This is a genomic window from Streptosporangium carneum (assembly GCF_027922005.1).
Taxonomy (GTDB): Bacteria; Actinomycetota; Actinomycetes; order Streptosporangiales; family Streptosporangiaceae; genus Streptosporangium; species Streptosporangium carneum.
In genome coordinates, this window is sequence record NZ_BSEV01000015.1 from 1 (window position 1) to 17897 (window position 17897).

The 17897-nt window shown below is 72.7% G+C and carries 13 protein-coding genes; 4 read left to right on the top strand and 9 right to left on the bottom strand.

The window, feature by feature from the left end:
* Positions 1 to 1121 (top strand): carbohydrate-binding protein (locus PKF00_RS27330; protein ID WP_271220517.1); only part of this gene is annotated, 1121 nt, incomplete at its 5' end.
* Between the two features lie 216 nt (positions 1122 to 1337).
* On the opposite strand, the gene PKF00_RS27335 is transcribed toward PKF00_RS27330, so the two are convergent.
* The 7 genes from PKF00_RS27335 to PKF00_RS27365 form a co-directional block, all read right to left on the bottom strand.
* Complete coding sequence (locus tag PKF00_RS27335; RefSeq protein WP_271220518.1) at positions 1338 to 3308, bottom strand: AfsR/SARP family transcriptional regulator; 1971 nt, start codon at positions 3306 to 3308, stop codon at positions 1338 to 1340.
* 181 nt (positions 3309 to 3489) lie between these two features.
* On the bottom strand, positions 3490 to 4143 hold the full coding sequence (locus tag PKF00_RS27340; protein ID WP_271220519.1) for a GAF domain-containing protein: 654 nt from the start codon (positions 4141 to 4143) through the stop codon (positions 3490 to 3492).
* Positions 4140 to 4955 carry a S8 family peptidase gene (locus PKF00_RS27345; RefSeq protein ID WP_271220520.1) on the bottom strand — a complete coding sequence of 272 codons (816 nt, stop codon included), beginning with the start codon at positions 4953 to 4955 and terminating at the stop codon, positions 4140 to 4142. Before PKF00_RS27345 ends, PKF00_RS27340 begins: the two co-directional genes overlap by 4 nt.
* A complete protein-coding gene (locus tag PKF00_RS27350; RefSeq protein ID WP_271220521.1) occupies positions 4952 to 7972 on the bottom strand; it encodes an adenylate/guanylate cyclase domain-containing protein in 3021 nt (1006 codons plus the stop codon). Before PKF00_RS27350 ends, PKF00_RS27345 begins: the two co-directional genes overlap by 4 nt.
* 15 nt (positions 7973 to 7987) lie before the next feature.
* Positions 7988 to 8176: an aroma-sacti cluster domain-containing protein gene (locus PKF00_RS27355; RefSeq protein ID WP_271220522.1), complete on the bottom strand. Its 189-nt coding sequence runs from the start codon at positions 8174 to 8176 to the stop codon at positions 7988 to 7990.
* On the bottom strand, positions 8166 to 9224 hold the full coding sequence (locus PKF00_RS27360) for a radical SAM protein (protein WP_271220658.1): 1059 nt from the start codon (positions 9222 to 9224) through the stop codon (positions 8166 to 8168). Before PKF00_RS27360 ends, PKF00_RS27355 begins: the two co-directional genes overlap by 11 nt.
* Positions 9224 to 9958, bottom strand: coding sequence for an iron-containing redox enzyme family protein (locus tag PKF00_RS27365; protein WP_271220523.1), 735 nt, complete (start codon positions 9956 to 9958; stop codon positions 9224 to 9226). The genes PKF00_RS27360 and PKF00_RS27365 overlap by 1 nt, the downstream gene beginning before the upstream one ends.
* A gap of 182 nt (positions 9959 to 10140) precedes the next feature.
* On the opposite strand from PKF00_RS27365, the gene PKF00_RS27370 reads away from it, so the two are divergent.
* Genes PKF00_RS27370 through PKF00_RS27380 form a run of 3 tightly spaced genes read left to right on the top strand, consistent with a single transcriptional unit; the run spans position 10141 to position 14755 of the window.
* On the top strand, positions 10141 to 11100 hold the full coding sequence (locus tag PKF00_RS27370; protein WP_271220524.1) for an ABC transporter ATP-binding protein: 960 nt from the start codon (positions 10141 to 10143) through the stop codon (positions 11098 to 11100).
* Entirely contained in the window at positions 11097 to 11942 is an 846-nt protein-coding gene (locus tag PKF00_RS27375; protein WP_271220525.1) for an ABC transporter permease, read from the top strand. Before PKF00_RS27370 ends, PKF00_RS27375 begins: the two co-directional genes overlap by 4 nt.
* 2 nt (positions 11943 to 11944) lie before the next feature.
* Positions 11945 to 14755, top strand: a complete 2811-nt coding sequence (locus tag PKF00_RS27380; protein WP_271220526.1) for a helix-turn-helix transcriptional regulator — start codon at positions 11945 to 11947, stop codon at positions 14753 to 14755.
* Here the strand turns inward: PKF00_RS27380 and PKF00_RS27385 are convergent.
* Both PKF00_RS27385 and PKF00_RS27390 read right to left on the bottom strand, forming a co-directional pair.
* Positions 14666 to 16492, bottom strand: a complete 1827-nt coding sequence (locus tag PKF00_RS27385; RefSeq protein ID WP_271220527.1) for a B12-binding domain-containing radical SAM protein — start codon at positions 16490 to 16492, stop codon at positions 14666 to 14668. The two genes, PKF00_RS27380 and PKF00_RS27385, sit on opposite strands and share 90 nt — an antisense overlap.
* Positions 16489 to 17895: a polysaccharide pyruvyl transferase family protein gene (locus PKF00_RS27390; RefSeq protein WP_271220528.1), complete on the bottom strand. Its 1407-nt coding sequence runs from the start codon at positions 17893 to 17895 to the stop codon at positions 16489 to 16491. The genes PKF00_RS27385 and PKF00_RS27390 overlap by 4 nt, the downstream gene beginning before the upstream one ends.
* Positions 17896 to 17897: the final 2 nt, after the last annotated feature.

Genomic DNA, 17897 nt, shown 5'->3' on the forward strand with positions numbered 1-17897 from the left:
ACTGCTACAGCTCCTCGATCCCCAACACCGAGGTGCACGCGGCGGCCGGCCCGCAGAACCACTGGTTCTACCTGCTCGCCGAGGGCACCAACCCCGGGGGCGGCAAGCCGGCCAGCCCGGTCTGCTCCGGCCCCTCGTCGCTGACCGGCATCGGCATCCAGAAGGCGGGCCAGATCTACCTGGCCGGTCTGAACATGAAGACCAGCGGCAACCGGACCCACGCCCAGTCGCGTGCCCAGACGCTGGCCGCCGCCAAGCAGCTGTTCCCCAGCAGCTGCACCGAGTACAACGCGGTCAGGGCCGCGTGGAGCGCCGTCAACGTCCCCGCGGCCGCCAACGAGAACTGCACCAGCCAGAACGACTTCACCCTCTCGGTGAACCCGTCGTCGGCGACCGTCCAGCAGGGCGCGTCGACCACCGCCACCCTGACCAGCACGGCGACCGGCACCCCGCAGAGCGTCTCGCTGACCGCCAGCGGCGCCCCCGCGGGCACCACGGTGAGCTTCAGCCCGGCGACGATCAACTCCAACCAGACCTCGTCGGTCTCGATCGCCACGTCGGCCAGCACCCCGGCCGGCACCTACACGATCACCCTGACCGGCACCGCCGGCTCCGTCACCCGCACCGCCAGCTTCTCCCTGACGGTCCGCGGCCCCCAGGGCGAGAACGACTTCTCCGTCTCGGTGAACCCGGCCTCGGCCACGGTCAAGCCGGGCGCGTCGACCTCGGCCACCCTGAACAGCGCGATCACCTCCGGTAACGCGCAGAGCGTCTCGCTGACCGCCAGCGGCGCGCCCAGCGGCACCACGGTGAGCTTCAGCCCGGCGACGATCAACTCGGGTCAGTCCTCGTCGGTCTCGATCGCCACGTCGGCCAGCACCCCGGCCGGCACCTACACGATCACCCTGACCGGCACCGGCACCGTCGGCGCCCGCTCCACCAGCTTCTCCCTCACCGTCTCCGATGACCAGGGCGGAACCAACTGGCAGGAGTGGAAGCAGTACAACGCCGGTGACACCGTCACCTACAACGGCGTCAACTACCGCTGCCTCCAGAGCCACACCTCCCTGCCCGGCTGGGAGCCGCCGAACGTCCCGGCTCTCTGGCAGCGTCTGTCCTAACCTCTAACTGAATACTTCGACAACCGAAGACCGGGTACGGCGAGCGGGCATGGCCGCTCGCCGTACCTTTTCGGTCTCCCGGGTTTCCTTTTCCGCCGTCCTCGGTGACTTCTACGGGAAACGACAGAAACGCGCCCACCGGGACGGTGGGCGCGTTTCTGTCGTTTCCCGGCGTTTCTCAGGTTCCCGGGCTTCCGCGGGGTTCCGCGGGGTTCCTCAAGGGTGTGAACGCCCCCGCATGAGCCGTTCCCTGGCGGCGGAGATCTCCGTCGCGGTCTCCTCACACACGAGCCTCTCGCGCGCGTACAGGCGCAGCCAGTCGGCTATCAGGTAGACCTGCGAGGGCCAGGGCTCCGCGGTGACGACGTGGGCCTCGACGAGCTTGTCGGCGACGCAGCCGGCGAACCGCGTGTCCGAGCCGAGCAGCGCCGCCAGGTCGTCGACGGTGAACTCACCGCCGGGCAGCGCCCCGAGACGTCGCAGCGAGGCCCACAGGTCGGGTCCGAGCTCACGCCGGTAGGTGGCCGCGCACATGCGCAGCGACAGGTCGCCCACGGACAGCTCGTCCAGCAGTGACTGCTCGTCCGCGAGCCGGTCGGCGAACGCCGACAGGCCCGCGTGCCGCTGGGCGGCCAGCCGCGCCCCCGCGATGCGGATGGCGAGCGGCAGGTTCCCGCACGTGCGAACCATGCGCGTGGCCGCGGCGAGGGCGGCGTCGACGCGCTCGGCGCCGGTGATCCGCCGGAGCAGCTCGACGCCCTCCTCCGGGGTGAAGCCCTCCATGTCCACGTGGTGCGCCGACTCCAGGGCGCTCAGCCGTCTCCTGCCCGTGATCAGGACGCCGTTGTCCCCGGCGCCGGGCAGCAGCGGCCGTATCTGCGCCTCGGTCGAGGCCTCGTCGAAGATGAGCAGGATGCGGCGCTCGGCCAGCCAGGCCCGGTAGACGGCGACGCGCTCACCGGCCCTGCGCGGCGGGTCGCCGTCGAAGCCGCAGGTGCGGAGCGTCTCGGCCAGCACGTCGGGCACGGAACGCTCCCGGCCCGCCGGGGTGCGCAGCCGTACGAACAGCTGCCCGTCGCTGAAGCGCTCGCGGAGCAGGTGGGCGACGTGGACGGCGAAGGCGGTCTTGCCCGTGCCCGCGGGGCCCGAGATCGCCACCGGCGGGCTGTGCGGGCTGGTCAGGAACATGTCCAGGACCTTCCGCACCTCCTCCTCGCGGCCGGTGAAGTCGGCCAGGTCGCGGGGGAGCTGGCTGAGGTGGGCGACCACGTCGTGGCCGCCGCCGGTCGCGGTGTACGCGCCGGGGAACGTTCCGGCGGAGGACCTCCTCGCGGGGGAGGCGTTCACCCTCCACCCCGGGCTCAGGGAGGCCGCCCCCCTGGACACGGTCCCCCAGGACACGGCGCTCCCCGGTCTTGCCCCCGGGGGCGCTCCGCTCACGGTGGGGCCGTCCAGTGACGGGTCGCCCGCGAGGATCGCCCGGTAGAGCCGTTCGAGGACCGGGCTGGGCTGCAGGCCGAGCTCCCTGGCCAGTGTCTGGCGCATGGTCTCGTACTCGGCGAGGGCCTCCGCCTGACGGCCGCAGCGGAACAGCGCGATCATCTGCGCGCTGCGCAGCCGCTCGCGCAGCGGGTGCCGCCTGACGTTCTCCTCGAGCGAGCCGATGAGGTCGGTGTGCTGCCCGAGGCAGAGCTTGGCCTCGGCCCAGTCCTCGTAGACCGACATGCGCTCGCTGTGGAGCCGGGAGAGCTCGTCGCTGATGAGCGGGACGTGCGCCATGTCGGGCAGGGGGTCGCCCCGCCAGAGCTTCAGCGCGTCATGGAGGGGGCCGACCGCCCTGGCGACCTCGCGGTCGCGCAGGTGCTGCCGCCCCTGGCGGGCCAGGGTCTCGTAACGGAGGATGTCCAGCTGGTGGGGGCCGAGCTGCAGCTGGTAGCCGGGAGGGCGGTAGGCGAGCCGGTGGCGGTGCGCGGCCCCGAGGACGTTCTTCCTCAGCGCGGAGACGTAGACCTGGACGTTCTTGAGCGCTGTGCGAGGCGGCTCCTCGCTCCACGCCGCGGTGCTGAGCTGCTCGACCGGGACGATCCTGTTGGCGTGGCAGAGCAGCAGGGACAGGAGCACCCGTTGTTTGAACGGTCCCAGCGGGACGAGGCCGCCGTTGCGGTAGGCCTCAAGAGGGCCAAGCACGGCGAAAGTCGTTTCTTCCGCCTCTACCTCCTCGGGCAATACGGTTACGCCCACAGGGGATTCTCCATCGGCTACTCAGACGGCTGCGGAAGTCCAACCAGACCTAGACAGATACGGTCATTGAATTGTCATGATATAGGGCCATATCTCATAGTAAATGGGTGATTTCTGCCTGAATTGGTCAGCTCCTATTGTCTACTAGGAGCTCGTGCAGGGAACGGATGAGCCGTAACCCCGCCTCCCGTCGTCCGTTATCCCCCTGCGCCAGCGTGGAGACGATGGCCGCCAGCTCGCCGAGCTCGCCGTCCGCGCCGTCGAGGATCCGCCGGGCGTGGCGGTTGCGCTGCACGATCCTGAGCGCGGCCGACGCCTGCCCGGCGAAGAGGGTCAGCAGCGTCAGCTCGTCGATGCCCGTCCGGGCGCCCGGTCTGGGGTCCAGGACCTCCAGCACCCCCAGAGCCTCGTCCTCGTAGATGAGCGGAGCCGCCATGAGCGCCCCCGGCACGTACGCCGTCGACTCGGCGATGTCCCGGGCGAACACGGTGCTCGTCGACAGGTCGTTCACGATGAGGGCGTCCCTGGAGTTCAGCACCCATCCGGCGATCCCCTTGGTGGAGGGGAAGCGCCGCCCGACGAGAAACGCCTCCCCCTCCCCGGATACCGCCTCGAAGACGAGGTCCCCGTGCTCCTCGTTCACCAGGAAGATGGAACTCGCGCTCGCTTCGAAGATCACGCGTGCCGTGTCGACGATCGACTGGAGCAGGACGCGGTGGTCCTGGTCCGATCCCGCGACCGCGGTCGAAATCGCCGCGACGATCTCACTGTTGGCGTTCATCGCTCTTCTCTCACGTTCTGCGACGTCTGGTACAGGACGGTCTTCACCTGGAAGGGCGTGAGCCCCGGGTGCTTGCTCATGATCAACGCGCAGCGGCCGGCCACGTGGGGGGTCGCGAAACTGTTGCCCGTGCACCGGGTGCGCCCGCCTCCGGGCCAGGCGACCTCGACCTCCGAGCCGTGGGCGAAGAACTCCACGGGCGGCCTGGGGTTGTACAGGATCAGGTCGGGGTCGTTCTCGGCGTGACTGCCGACGGAGATGACCGAGGAGAACCGCCAGGGGAAGCTCTCGACCGGCAGGTTGTGGGCCGACGCCACGAGCACGGTCCCGCGGAAGTAGGCGAGGTCGCCGAGCTCGCGCAGCGGCTCCGCCAGATGCCTCCTGCGGGTGGACAGGCTCAGGCTCACCACGTCGAACCCCTGGTCGATCGCCCACCTGAGCCCCGTGACGAACGCGTCGCCCGTCCCGGAGAACCCCGCGCCCAGGACCTGGACGCTGTGCAGCTCGCACTCGGGCGCGATCGAGCGGATGATGCCCGCGCAGGCGGTCCCGTGCCCGCAGCTGTCGCCCGCCTCGCTCTCCACGACGACGGCCCCGCCGTCCGCCCCCGCCCGCACGGCGTAGGACCCGTCGATCCGGCCGACCATCGGGTGGTCCGGCTCGATCCCGCTGTCCACGACGCAGACGCGGACGCCACGCCCGGTGGCCCCCCGCCACGCCCACTCCGCGGTGACGCCCGCGTGGCCGGAGGCGGCGACGGCGATGTCGTCCTCCAGGCCGAGCCGCCAGGTGAGCGGCGGACGGGCGGTCACCGGCGGCCCGCCGCCGCCAGCGCCAGGGCGCGGCCCACGAGGTGCCCCTTGGCCGCGAACTCGGCCGCCGCGGCACGCGCCGCCGACCTGCCCCTGTCACGGGCCCCCAGGGACAGGAGCCCACGGGCGTTGCTGAGCAGCACCGTGGCGCGGCAGACGGGGGAGTCGGTCTCACCCGCCTCCCGCAGCGCCCGCTCCATGAGCTCCTCGCAGACGTCCTCGTCCGCGCCCCGCAGGGCGAGCACCCGCGCCTGGACGGCGCGCAGTTCCGCGGTGTTCACCGGCGCGACCTCCTCCGATCCCTCCAGTGCCGTCCGGGCGAGGCGCTCGGCTCCGGCGACGTCCCGTCTGTGCAGCAGCGCCCACGCCAGGTCACGCGAGGCGGTCGCCACGAGCTGGCCGTCGCCCAGCTCCTCAGCTCTGGCGCGGGCCCGGTGGAGCAGTTCCTCCGCCAGGTCCCAGCGGCCCGCGAGCGACTCGACCGAGGCGGAGAAGATGGGGGTGAAGGCGCCCGCGTACGCGTGGCGGAGGTCGGCGAAGACGTGTTCCGCGGCCTCCAGGGTCGCCCTGGCCTCGTCGAACTTCCCGCGTGTCGCCAGCAGGACGGCCAGCGGACAGCCGACGACGGCGCGCACCGTTCCCCTGTCCCTGCCGTGCGCGGCCATCAGGGCACGGCACTCGGAGATGGCGAGGGGGGCCGGTTCCGGACCCAGCCAGAGCGAGACGGCGAGGTTGCCCAGGATGGTCGCCCGCTCCAGCTCCGCGTCCGACCTGAGGGCGTACCCCAGCGCGCGCCGCAGCATGGTCCCCGTGTCGGCGAACCTGCCCCGCCCCTGCGCCTCCTGGGCCACCATGGTCCAGGCCCTGGCCAGCCCGAGGTCGTCGCCCGCCTCCTCGAACACCGGCACGGCCCGCCGCGCGACCTCGAAGGCGCGTGAGGGGTCGAAGTGGGCGAGGTAGAGCGAGGCGTGGGCGGCGACCAGCGGGTCCGCGCCGCCCCCGGCCTGCTCCAGCACCTCGCTCAGCAGCCGTCGCCCCCGCTCGATCTCGCCCAGGGTGATCTGGGCCTCCGCGACGCGCCCGCTGACCCCGAGCCAGCCGGGATCGTCGGGCCCGAGCAGGTCGGCGCCCCTGCTGAGCAGGTTCTCCGCCCTGGACAGGTCGCTTCTGCGCAGCGCGACCGTGCCCGCCCCCACGATGCGGGCGGCGGCCCCGCCGCGCAGCCGCAGGGTGTGCTCGTCGGGCGGGCCCAGATCGGCGCGGTGCCGGTAGGCCTGTTCCAGATGCGTCCCCACGGCCTCGTCGCCGCCGCTCGCGACGGCCAGCCAGCCGGCGAACCTCTCGTGGAGCTCGGCGCGCCGCCGTTTGGCCATCCCCCCGTACACCACCTCCTGGATGAGGGCTCCGGAGAAACGGAACGTCACCTCGGTGCGGTGCTCGACGAAGCACTTGCGCTCCAGCAGCTCCAGCAGCGCGCCCAGGTCGTCCGGCTCGCAGATGGACCGCAGCTGCTCGACGGTGAACTCCCTGCCGATCACCGCGGCGCACTCCAACACCGACCTGGCGGCCTGTCCGAGGCCGTCGACGCGGGCGGCGATGAGCGAGTGCACGGTCGGCGGCAGGCTGTGCGGCTCCCCGCCGTCGCGGAGCATGGCCACCAGTTGCTCAAGGTAGAGGGGGTTGCCCTCGGCGCGGTCCGCGATCCGGTCGACGAGCGCGCTGTCGTGCGGCATCACCTCGACCAGCTCGGAGACCAGGAGCCTGGAGTCCTCCGGGCCGAGCCGGGGCAGGGCGAGCCTTGAGCCCGGCTGCCAGTCGGGAAGCCGTTCGAAGAGGTCGGGCCTGGTGACGCACAGCACCATCACGGCCGCGTCCCGAAGCTCCTCGGCGAGGTCGCCGAGCAGGTCGAAGACGGACCTGGCCGCCCAGTGCACGTCGTCCAGCACGATCAGGACGCCCGCCGACCGCCCGAGGTCCTGCAGCAGGCCGCGCAGCGCCCGCGAGGTCTCCTGGTGCGAGGGGTTGGGCGTGCCGTCCCTCAGCAGGCCCGCACGGAGCACGGCGAGAGCCTCGGGATCGGGGGCGCCGACCGTCACCAGCTCGCGTACCGCGTCCGCGACCCCGAGCAGCGTGCCGCCCGCCCCGTACGGCCTGCACCGGCCCGAGCCGACGAGGACGCCCCGCTCGCCCGCCCGCGCCAGCCACAGCCGCGCCAGCCGGGTCTTGCCGATCCCGGCCTCCCCGTGCAGGGTGACGATGCGGCACTCGCGCCGCCGGATGACCTCCTCCAGGGCCAGGTCGAGCTCGCGCAGCGGCTCCCGCCTGTCGACGAACGGGACGTCGAACCTGCGGGCGACCGCGGGGTCGTCCGAACGCATCGAGACCAGCCGCCACGCGGTGGTCGTGCGCCGTTTGCCCCGCAGCTCGAGCTGCCCGACCTGGGTGCCGACCGCGGAGGGGCCGACGAGACGCCAGGTCTCCTGGCCGAGCAGGATCTCCCCGGGGCCCGCGAACTGCTGCAGCCTGGCCGCGGTGTTCACCACCTCGCCCGCGACGAGCGCCTGCTCGCCGTAGGCGTGTCCCGAGGCGACGACCTCGCCGGTGTTGACCCCGATGCGGACCTTGAGGCGGATCCCGAGCGCGCGTTCGAGGTCGTCGTTCAGCCCGTCGAGCGCCTCCCGCATGTCCACCGCCGCCCGCGCGGCGCGCAGCGCGTCGTCCTCGTGGAGCTCCGGCACGCCGAAGACCGCCATCACGGCGTCGCCGATGAACTTCTCCACGGTGCCGCCGTGCCACGCCAGCTGGTCCCGCATGAGCGCGAAGTAGCGGATCAGCACCGCGCGCAGGGACTCGGGGTCCAGGCGCTCGCTCAGCGCGGTCGACTCGGCCAGGTCGCAGAAGACAACCGTGACGATCTTTCGTGCCTCCGGGGGCGTCGCCGCGGCGAGACGCGTGCCGCACGACGGGCAGAACCGGGGCCGGCCCGGCGACACGGCCAGGCAGGAGGGGCATCGCATGAACGGGTCCCCGATCTAGAACAGCAGGCCGCCGACGATATGGGCCTCGACCTCCGGATCGCTCTCCTGGAGCTGCCGCTGGATGGAGACGAGGAGCGCGACCTCCTCCTCGCTCAGCGAGAGGATGACCTCCCGCTGCTCGGCGCCGACGAGGGTCAGGTCGATCCCCGCCATGGTCAGCTCATGAAGAGGGTCAAAGGCCATCGTTCCTCCTGGGGTGGCCGAGGGATACGAGCTCGCTGTACGGCGGGCAGCCGTACCGTCTGGCGAATCCGGCGCCGCCTGCGGCCAGTTGCATGTCGCGGACCTGCCGTTCGAGGAAGGCGGAGACGGGGGTCCTCGCCCGGGTGAGCGGACCCAGCGCGCGACAGGTCTCGCAGTACCCCGACCCGGGGGCGTCGGCGAGCCGCAGCGGGCCGTACGTCCTGATGGCGCGGAGCGTGTCGGAGCCGAGGCAGCGCTCGCGGATCGTGCTCCAGCCGTCGTCGCGCGCGTGTCCCAGGAGCAGGTGGGCGGGGACGGGGCGGTGGTCGACGACGTCCTGGTTGCAGCAGGCGGTGATCGTCCCGTCGAAGCCGACGACCGGCCACGCGGCCATCGCGCAGGGCAGGACCCGCGCCTGCGTCTCCCGCTCCTCCTGCGGTGCGGTGTCCCGGACGGCGGGAGAGGCGTTCGGCGGCAGGGCGCGGGCGCGGCCGACGGGCTGCACCCGGCTCACCAGCACCGGCACCCGGTCGTCGAACTCCCGCCTGATCGCCGAGGTGACGTCGCGCAGGTAGGGGTCCTCGGGGCCGGCGCCCGTGACGTGGAAGCTGAGGTCCTTGCCGCGCGCCAGCAGCGTCCGCATGACGGCGAAGACGCTCTCCCGCGGCACCTCCTCCTCGTGGAAGGCGTCCAGGCTCGCGGAGAAGTGGTCGGCCGCCTCGATCGCCTCCCCGATGGCGGGCGGGATCCTCGGCGCGAAGAACATGCCTGAAAGGATCATGGTACGGCTGCCGCTCGCGGCCGCCGTCTCCGCCAGGGAACGGACCAGCCTGGGCCGCAGCAGCGGCTCGCCCCCGGTGAGCATGACCAGCTCGGGCCGGTCACCGGGGGTGAACGTCCCGGCCAGCCGCAGGAAGGGGTGACCTGGATGCTCCTGGCTGGTCGGCAGGGAGCCGGTCGAACAGTGGCGGCAGCGCAGCGGGCACCGGCGGGTGATCGCCATGAGCACCGCGGCCGCGGGCACGGGGCGCAGCGCCAGGATGTCCATCAGGTGCACGGGACGCCCTCCGCGGCCCGCCCGGGGGTTCCCCACGCCCTCGCCGTCACCCCGGCGGCGCCCGCGACCGCCCCTGAGGGGGTTTCCGCCAGCTCACGGAAGAGCGCGGCGGCGGCGCGCACGGTGTGCAGGGCGCTGACCCCCACCGCGGTCTGCTGCTCCCTCGTCGGCCGGAGCCCGTCGAACAGCCGGTTCAGTTCCTCGCTGTGCCCGGGATCCAGCGCGGCGTGCCGCCACAGCGTGCGGAACGCCGCCCTCGGGTAGCCCGTGTTCCGCTCGATGTGCTCGAGGAGCCCGGGGGAGGGGGCGTTCCCCTCCAGCACCGCGACGTATCCGAGCAGGGCGACGGGGTGGTGGTGCAGGACCCAGTAGTACTGGGCTCCGACCAGGGCGGCGACCGAGGGGGGCGGGGTGCGGCCGAGCGACTCCCGCGCCGCCGGGTCGACCAGCGCCAGGTCCTCGAGCAGCCAGTCGTCGTGGCCCGCCTCCTCCACGGCGTGCCGGTCCAGGTATCCGGCCAGCCGGGGCTCGCCCAGCTCCGCGCACCTGGCGGAGGCCGCCAGCAGCAACGGCACCGAGGCCCTGATCACCATGTGGGTCGCGCACAGGTAGTCCCGATAACGCCCACGCGGATCGGGGGCACGCCACAGCAGGCCGCTCGCGTGTCGCAGCGCGTGGCCCGCCAGGTCGATCTTCGCCCGCAGGACGGTGCTGGGGGGTGTCATCACGCTCCCGTCGTCTGAACGAAGTGTCGGGGCGGCCGCTTTGATATCGGTTGAATCCCGGTATGTAAGCAGTTGGTGCCCCAGGCTGAGCGGCTCCTCTAACCGGATTCCAACCGCGATCAAAGCGGCGCTTAACCGGGCGCTCACACAATGAGCCCCACGCGCCGAAAGGGGTCCTGGACATGACGGATGTCGCGGTGGACACCGATGAACTACGCAAGACCTACGTGACCTCGTCCGGGGTGACCGAGGCGGTGGCCGGACTCACCCTCAGGGTCGGCAGGGGTGAGCTGTTCGGCCTCCTCGGACCGAACGGGGCGGGCAAGACGACGACCCTGGGCATGCTCACCACCAGGATCGCCCCGACCGCGGGGACGGCCACGGTCGCGGGCGCCGACGTGGTGGGCGATCCCATCGCGGTCAAGCGCGCCATCGGCGTCGTGCCGCAGTACAACAACCTGGACCGGCAGCTGAGCGCCCTGGAGAACCTGGAGTTCAGCGGCCGCTACGCGGGGCTGGCGGCGCGGGCGGCCAGGAAGCGGGCCATGGAGCTGCTGGAGCTGTTCAACATGGAGGCCCGCGCCGGAGCGAAGATCAACGAGATGTCGGGCGGCCAGGCGCAGCGCGTGATGATCGCCAGGGCGCTGATGCGCCGCCCCGCCATCCTCTTCCTCGACGAGCCGACCTCGGGACTGGACCCGCAGACCCGGGTGAACCTCTGGGACGTCCTGCGGCGGATGCGCGCGGACGGCCAGACGATCGTCCTGTCGACCCATTACATGGAGGAGGCCGAGTCGCTCTGCGACAGGATCGCGATCATCGACCGCGGGACCGTCCTGGCCTGCGACGCGCTCGCCGCGCTCAAGGAGGCCACCCTCCTGGAGACGGTGCTGACCCTCACCTACGAGGAGGACGCGGACGCCGACAAGATCGTCACGCAGGTCAGGGGGCTGTCCGGTGTCACGAGCGCGGAGGCCTCCGGGCCGGGGCTGCGCGTGTTCACCCGGGCGCCCGAGGGCGTCCTGGCCGCCGTGGTGAGGGTGAGCCATGACGCAGGGCTCGCGCTGGCCGACGTCCGGGTCGTTCGTCCCAGCCTCGAAACCGTGTTTCTCAACCTGACCGGGCGGGAGTACAGAGAATGACGGCACCGACCATAGCGGCGTCTGGAGCGTTCCGCGGTTACGCGCACACCTTCACCGCGATGCTGGCCAGGGACATGCGGGTGATGCGGAGGGAACTGTTCTCCTTCCTGGCCCGCACCGTGCTCCAGCCCGTCCTGTTCATCTTCGTCTTCGCCGTCGTGCTGCCGAAGATCGGGTTCGGTGGGGGCCAGTCGTTCGACGCGGGCGCGCGCGCCGAGACGTTCAGCACGATCCTGGTCCCCGGCCTCGTCGCCTCGGGCATGGTCATGCAGGGCGTCTTCGCCGTGACGACCCCGCTGGTGATGGAGCTGTCCTACACCCGCGAGATCGACGACAGGGTGCTGTCTCCCGTCCCCGTCTGGGTCGTCGCCGCCGAGAAGATCGTCTCAGGGGCGATCCAGTCACTGCTCGCCGCCGCAGCCGTCTTCCTCGCCGTGCTGTTCGTGCACGGCCCCGGAGAGGCCCCGGACATCGGCTTCGGGCGCTGGCCGCTGCTGATCGCCGTGCTCGTGCTGTCGGCGCTCCTGACCGCCGCCCTCGGCCTGTTCATCGGCACCGTGCTGCCGCCCCACCAGCTCAGCACCATGTTCGCCATCTTCATCGTCCCGCTCATGATGCTCGGATGCGTCTACTACCCGTGGGCGGCGCTGGCGCCGCTGCGCTGGCTGCAGATCACCGTCCTGGCCAACCCCCTCGTCTACGTGAGCGAGGGACTGCGGGGCGCGCTGAGCCCCGCGGTGCCCCACATGCCGGAGGTCGTGGTGCTCGCCGTGCTGGCCGGGGCGACGCTGGTCGTCGGCGCGCTCGCGCTGCGGACCTTCATCCGCCGCCTGGTGGGTTAGGCGTGGGCGGCGCACTGCCAGGGAACTGGAGCGACTGGACCGGCGACCTCGTCGGACGCGACGCCGAACTCGCGGGACTGCGCGACCTTCTCGGCTCCGGCAGGCTCGTCACGCTGACCGGAGCGCCCGGCGTGGGCAAGACGCGTCTCGCGCACGCCTACGCCCGCGCGTGGGCCGCCGCCTACCCGGGCGGGATGTGGCTGCGCGACCTCGCCTGCGGAGAGGAGGGCCTGCGGCGGGTCGCCCCGGGCGCGGGACCCGCGCTGCTCGTCCTCGACACCTGCGAGCGCCTCGCCGACGAGTGCGCCCTGGTCGTTCCCGCGCTGCTCGACGCCCACCCCGCGCTCGGAGTGCTCGCCACGAGCAGGGAGCCCCTCGGCGTTCCCGGCGAGGTGACCTGCCGCCTCGCGCCCCTGACGCTGCCGCAGGCCGCCCGCCTGTTCACCGAGCAGGCCGCCGCGCGGGGACGGCCCGCGACCCCCGAGACCGGGGCGGCGGTCGAGGAGATCTGCCGTCGTCTCGACGGCCTTCCGCTGGCCGTCGAGCTCGCCGCCGCCCGATCCATCATGCTGTCGCCGTGGCAGATAGCCGAACGCCTCGACGACCCCTTCCGGCTGCTGTCCGGCGGGAGCCGTACCGCCCACGCCAGGCACAGGTCGCTGGAGGCGGCCATCGCCTGGAGCCACGAGCAGCTGCCTGAGGACGAACGGCTGCTGCTGAGCAGGCTCGCCGTCTTCGAGGACGGGTTCGTCATCGACGACGTCGAAGGAGTCTGCGCGGGCGGCGCGATCACCCGGGACGACGTCGTCGACCTGCTGTCACGGCTGGTGTCCAGATCCCTCGTCGAGTGCGACACCACCGGCTCCGTGACCCGCTACAGGCTGCTGCGGATCGTCAGGGGCTACGTCAGGCACGGACCGCGCGCGGACGAGGGCGCGGGAGACGAAGCCTTTGGCGGTGCTCCCGGCAGCGCCTGTGACAGGGCCTCCGACGAGGTCAGGGCCGTACGGCTGCGGCACGCCGAGTACTACACGGCGCTGGCCGAGCGCGCGGCGCGAGCCGTCACCACCGGCGCGGCGGCGGCGCACCTCGAACGCGTCGAGGCGGGCTACGCCAACATGCGCGCGGTCCTGCGCTGGTGCACCTCGGGCGGACCGCCCACGATCGGGGCGCGCCTGGCGAGCGCCCTCGAGACCTACTGGATCGTCCGGGGACGCCTCCGGGAGGGGCGCGGCTGGCTCGCCTCGCTCACCGAGACGGGCGGCGTGGCCCCCGGGCAGGTGCTGGCGGGGATGGCGTTGAGCACGGCCGTGCTCTCCTGCGCGCTGGGCGAGTTCGCCGACGCGGCGGTCGCCTGCAGGCAGGCCCTGGACATGTTCGGGGAACTGCGCGACGAGGCGGGGCAGACACGGGCGCTGGCGGTGCTGGCGGGCCTGAGGACGATGAGCGAGCCCGCCTCGGCCTGCCGTACCCTCACCGAGCTGGCCGCCAGAGGGACCGGGGCGATCGGGCACGCGTGGACCGGCTTCCCCCTCGTGCTGCTCGGCCACGCGCGCCTGGCCGCCGGAGACCTCGCGGGGGCCCGCGCGGCCGTGGAGCAGTGCGTGACGATCGGCCGCAGGCACGGCTCCGAGCTGAGCCTGGGGATGGGCCTGCTGGCGGTGGCGCGGGTGGCCGTCCACCAGGGCGCGTACGGCGAGGCGGAGAACGCGCTCGACCAGAGCATGGCCGTGGCACGGCGGATGGGCGACGTCTGGGGGAGCGCCGCAGCGCTCAGGGGACTGGGCGAGGTGGCCGCCTGCCGAGGGCGGTACGGCCAGGCCAGGCAGCTGCTCGCCCAGGCGGTCGAGACCGCCCGCGCCGTGGAGTCCCCGCTGCTGCTCGGCGACTGCCTCGACACCCTGGGCGGGGCGTTGCTCGACGTCGCCGAGTACGGGGCTGCCAGGGACGTCTTCTCCGAGGTCGTCGAGCTGGGCGAACGCACCGCCCCCCGGCTCGCGGCGATGGGGCTCGCCGGGCTCGGCGGCGCGATCCTCGGCGAGGGCAACGCCCGCGCCGCCCTCGCCTTCGCCGAGGAGGCCGTGGCACGCGCGCGCGAGACGGAGGACAGGCCGCTCACCCTGCGCTGCCTGTTCACGCTGGGCATGGTGGCCAGGGGCGGCGATCCGGCCCGCGCCGCCGCGGCCCACCACTCGGCGCTCAAGGCCGGCGCCGACATGGGCCTGCGCGCCAGGACCGCCGACTCGCTCGAGGCCGTCGCCGGCCTCGCGGTCGAGCAACGCCGCCACGAGCACGCGGCGCGGCTGTTCGGGGCCGCCCAGGCGCTGCGCGACCGGCTCGGCCTGCCCAGGCCGCCCGCCGTGACACGGCAGCACGAGGCGGACCTGGCCGAGGCGCGCGCCGCACTCGGCTCCGCGGGTTTCTCCGCGGCGTGGCAGGAGGGGGCGGGGCTCGAGGTGGACCAGGCGGTCACCTACGCGGGCAGGGGCAGGGGACCGCGCGGCCAGGGCGTCGGCTGGGCCGCGCTGACCAGGGCGGAGCGCCAGGTGGCGCTGCTCGCCTCGGACGGGCTGACCAACCGGGAGATAGGCGCCAAGCTCTTCGTCTCCCCGCGCACCGTGCAGGCACACCTGTCCAACGTCTTCGCCAAACTCGGCCTGTCCTCGCGCAGGGACCTGGCCCGAGAGTTCGACTCGCGGGCCAGATCCCTGCGCAGCCACGAGTCACCCGTCCCCGCGCAGCGCGACGACGCCGGAGGAGCAGAGGATCCTGAAGGCGGAGTCGCATTCCTGACGGGCCGGCTCGGTGGCTGAGCCGGCCCGCGTCTTGTCCCGCCACTCGGCCACCGTGATTCCGGGCGCGGCCGCCTCGAAGGCGGCCATGATCAGCCCGCTCAGCGGGTAGCTCACGGCTCCGCCCCTGGGGAACAGGTAGCCGTGGCGCTCAGGGGGGAGCGCCTCGAGGCCCAGCGTGAAATCACGCAGCAGAAGGTGGATCGGGTGGTCGAACCAGTGGACCGCCTCCGGGGTGACGCACTCGACGAGCGCGTCGTCGGACAGGCGCGGCGGGTCCTGGGCGGTCGTGTCCCGCTGCGCCGCGACGGCCCTGTCCCAGGCGAGCCCGTCGAGCAGCAGACGGCTCGCCTGGGGAGGGAAGCCCGCCTCGATCAGCGGCCCCGGGTCGGGCCTCGCGCCGAGGTCGAGCCGTTCCGCCCAGGCCGCGACGTCGCAGCCGGGGACGGCGATGAGGCAGCGCAACAGGGTCGGCGCCGCGTTCTGCAATGCCTCGACCCGTCCGGCGAACACCATGGCCCGCTGGTAGTCGTCGGTGTCGAACCCCCGTGAACGCACGACGAGCGGCGGCTGGAAGTCGAAGAACTCGATCCCGTACTCCTCGGCGTACTCGAAGAAGTCGGTGCCGGGGAAGGCCATCAGGGGGGCGAAGTGCACTCTGTCCACGCCGCTGGCGTAGGCGAAGCGCACGCTCTGGCGGACCTTCTCCAGGTTGTCGCCCGGCATGCCGATGATGATGTCGGCGGCCAGACCGTAGTTGTGGTGGCGGCGGATGAGCGAGGCGGCCTGCGCGAACCGCCCGAGGTCGAACCTGCGCGCGGCCAGCTGGAGGGTGTCCGAGTCCGACGACTGGATGCCCAGCGTGATCACCCGGCATCCGGCGCGGTTCATCGCCCGCACGTACTCGAGGTCGACGTGCTTGACGTCCGGGTAGACGTCCACGACCGTTCCCCGGTTGTGCGCGGCGATGATCTCGAAGATCTCCATCGCCCTGTGCCGGGAGATGCCCAGGTGCGCGTCGCACACCCGCAGGTTGGGGATGCGGGCGTCCAGCAGGTACGCCAGCTCCCGCTCTATCCGCTCCATGGGGAAGGCCCGCAGTTTGGGCGCGCTGTACAGGCAGAACCGGCACTTCTGACGGCATCCCCTGCCCGTCTCGTAGGCCAGGACGGCGCCGCTCCTGCGCCGCAGGATCGGCTCGAGGGGAAGCCTCTCCTCGGTGAAGACCAGCGGCAGCGTGGACAGGTCCACGTCCGGCGGGTCGTCGTTGTGCACGGGCTCGCCGTCGACCCGCCGGGTGAGTCCCCTGACGGAGCCGAGGTCGGCGTCCCTGGCCAGGTGCTCGAGCAGCTCCGAGTAGGTGTCCTCGGCCTCGCCGCGGAGCACGAGGTCCAGCCACGGGTACTCGCGCAGCAGGTGGGCGGCCATCCGCCGGGAGTTGGTCTGGGCGCCGCCCCACACGATGCGGCAGTGCGGCAGATGCCGCCTGACCATGCGCCCCATCCGCACGAACTCGTCATGGTTCCAGACGAACGCGGAGAAGGAGATCACGTCGGGCCGGTAGTCGAAGACCTTGGCCATGAAGGCGTTGTAGTGCCCGAGGTAGTCCTCGGTGAGGCTGCCCACGTCCTCGTGCAGCCAGACCCTGTGCTCGACCTCGGCCGGGGAGACCCGCTCCGCCACGACCGCCCGGATCAGCTCGACCCCGAGGGAGAACCCGTCGTCGTTGGAGTAGACAAGGACGGCTTTCATCGTCATGAGGACCTCCCCAGGGACACCCGCGTCCGGGTCGCCCGTGTCGCGTGGGCCGCGCGCAGCCCGTCGGCCAGCCGGTCGAAGGCGGCCGTCGCCCGCAGGTGCATGCCCAGATAGGCCTCCGCCTCGACCGGCTCCTCCGCGAGGGCCCGTTCCACGATCCCCATGAGGTCCTCGGTCGCGTCCGCGCCGCGGTAGGCCCAGTGGCGGTGCGCCATGCCGAGCTCGACGGTGAGCTCGTGCAGCTTGCTCGTGCCGTTGCGGCGGCTCCAGAACGGGTCGACCGCGACGAACGGGGTTCCGCCGCGCAGCGCGAGGATCGCGCTGTGGTAGCGGGAGACCAGCGCCAGGTCACAGCGGGCCAGAGCCTCGGCGAGCTCGTCCGCGCCGGTCGAGTCGGTCGATCCGAGCGCCAGGGTGCGGGCGCGCGGCACGGAGCGGGAGAACCTGGCGCCCGCCTCCTCGTCGCCGTAGATGTTGGGCACCGTGATGAACTCGATGTCGGCGACCGCGGCCAGCTCGATGAGCGTCAGTCCCAGCTCCGTGACGAACCCGAGCCTGTTCACGCCCTCGGCGGGGTCGGAGGCCTCGGCGAGCACCTGCTCGGGGGGCACGCACAGCGCGGGGTCGTGCGGGCAGCGCCCGGCGAGGTCGCGGCCGACGAGATGGGTGACCAGCTGGGTGGTCGGCCCCGGAGCGCCGACGGCGACGCCGATCAGCGGCCTGCGGCGGCGCGGCCTCCTCACGGGCAGCGGCGGCAGCGCGAAGGACGGGTCGGGGACGACGGGCGTCGCCGTCCCTCCGGCGGTCGCGTCCCCCCGGCCCGTCCCCGCGCCGGGGGGTGCGACGGCCCCGGTCGCCTCGTCCATCCTGCGGGCGGCCTCGGCGCTGCGCACCGTCAGGTGGTCGAGCCTCTCCCTGACCGATCCCAGGTAGCCGCGCCAGTGGTCGAGCCCCGCGGGGGGAGTGCCGTCCTGCAAGCCGATCCCGTGCCAGGCGACCCACACGTCGGGGTCGAACGCCCAGGGCGCGGGACCGAGACAGAACACCTGCATGATCGCGTGCCGGAACGGAGGGCCGCTCCACAGGCCGCCCGCCATCACGACCGCGTCGAACGACCCCGCCCCGGGCCAGCGGCCGTCCCGGTCGACCCAGAGCGGCACGGGGGCGGCCGTCGTGCCGGTGACGGCTCGCGCCGCCGCTCCGTTCGCCGTGCTCGCCCCGAGGCCCGCCGGGGCGTCGCCGGACGCACCCGGCGCGGCGCCCTGGGCGCTCCACGGGCAGAAGTGCGTGAAGGACGCGCCCGGCAGGCGGCGCGACAGCTCGGCCTCGGTCACGGCGGCGAGCAGCTTGTCGCCGACGTTCGGCAGGCTGCTCCCCGCCCAGATCGCGATCCGCTGGGACACCC

What these genes read in the sequence shown, in the direction of transcription:
- PKF00_RS27340 (WP_271220519.1), bottom strand. Translation starts at nt 4,143, where the DNA reads ATGAACGCCAACAGTGAGATCGTCGCGGCGATTTCGACCGCGGTCGCG.
- PKF00_RS27350 (WP_271220521.1), bottom strand. Translation starts at nt 7,972, where the DNA reads ATGCGATGCCCCTCCTGCCTGGCCGTGTCGCCGGGCCGGCCCCGGTTC.
- PKF00_RS27355 (WP_271220522.1), bottom strand. Translation starts at nt 8,176, where the DNA reads ATGGCCTTTGACCCTCTTCATGAGCTGACCATGGCGGGGATCGACCTG.
- PKF00_RS27360 (WP_271220658.1), bottom strand. Translation starts at nt 9,224, where the DNA reads ATGGACATCCTGGCGCTGCGCCCCGTGCCCGCGGCCGCGGTGCTCATG.
- PKF00_RS27365 (WP_271220523.1), bottom strand. Translation starts at nt 9,958, where the DNA reads ATGACACCCCCCAGCACCGTCCTGCGGGCGAAGATCGACCTGGCGGGC.
- PKF00_RS27370 (WP_271220524.1), top strand. Translation starts at nt 10,141, where the DNA reads ATGACGGATGTCGCGGTGGACACCGATGAACTACGCAAGACCTACGTG.
- PKF00_RS27375 (WP_271220525.1), top strand. Translation starts at nt 11,097, where the DNA reads ATGACGGCACCGACCATAGCGGCGTCTGGAGCGTTCCGCGGTTACGCG.
- PKF00_RS27385 (WP_271220527.1), bottom strand. Translation starts at nt 16,492, where the DNA reads ATGACGATGAAAGCCGTCCTTGTCTACTCCAACGACGACGGGTTCTCC.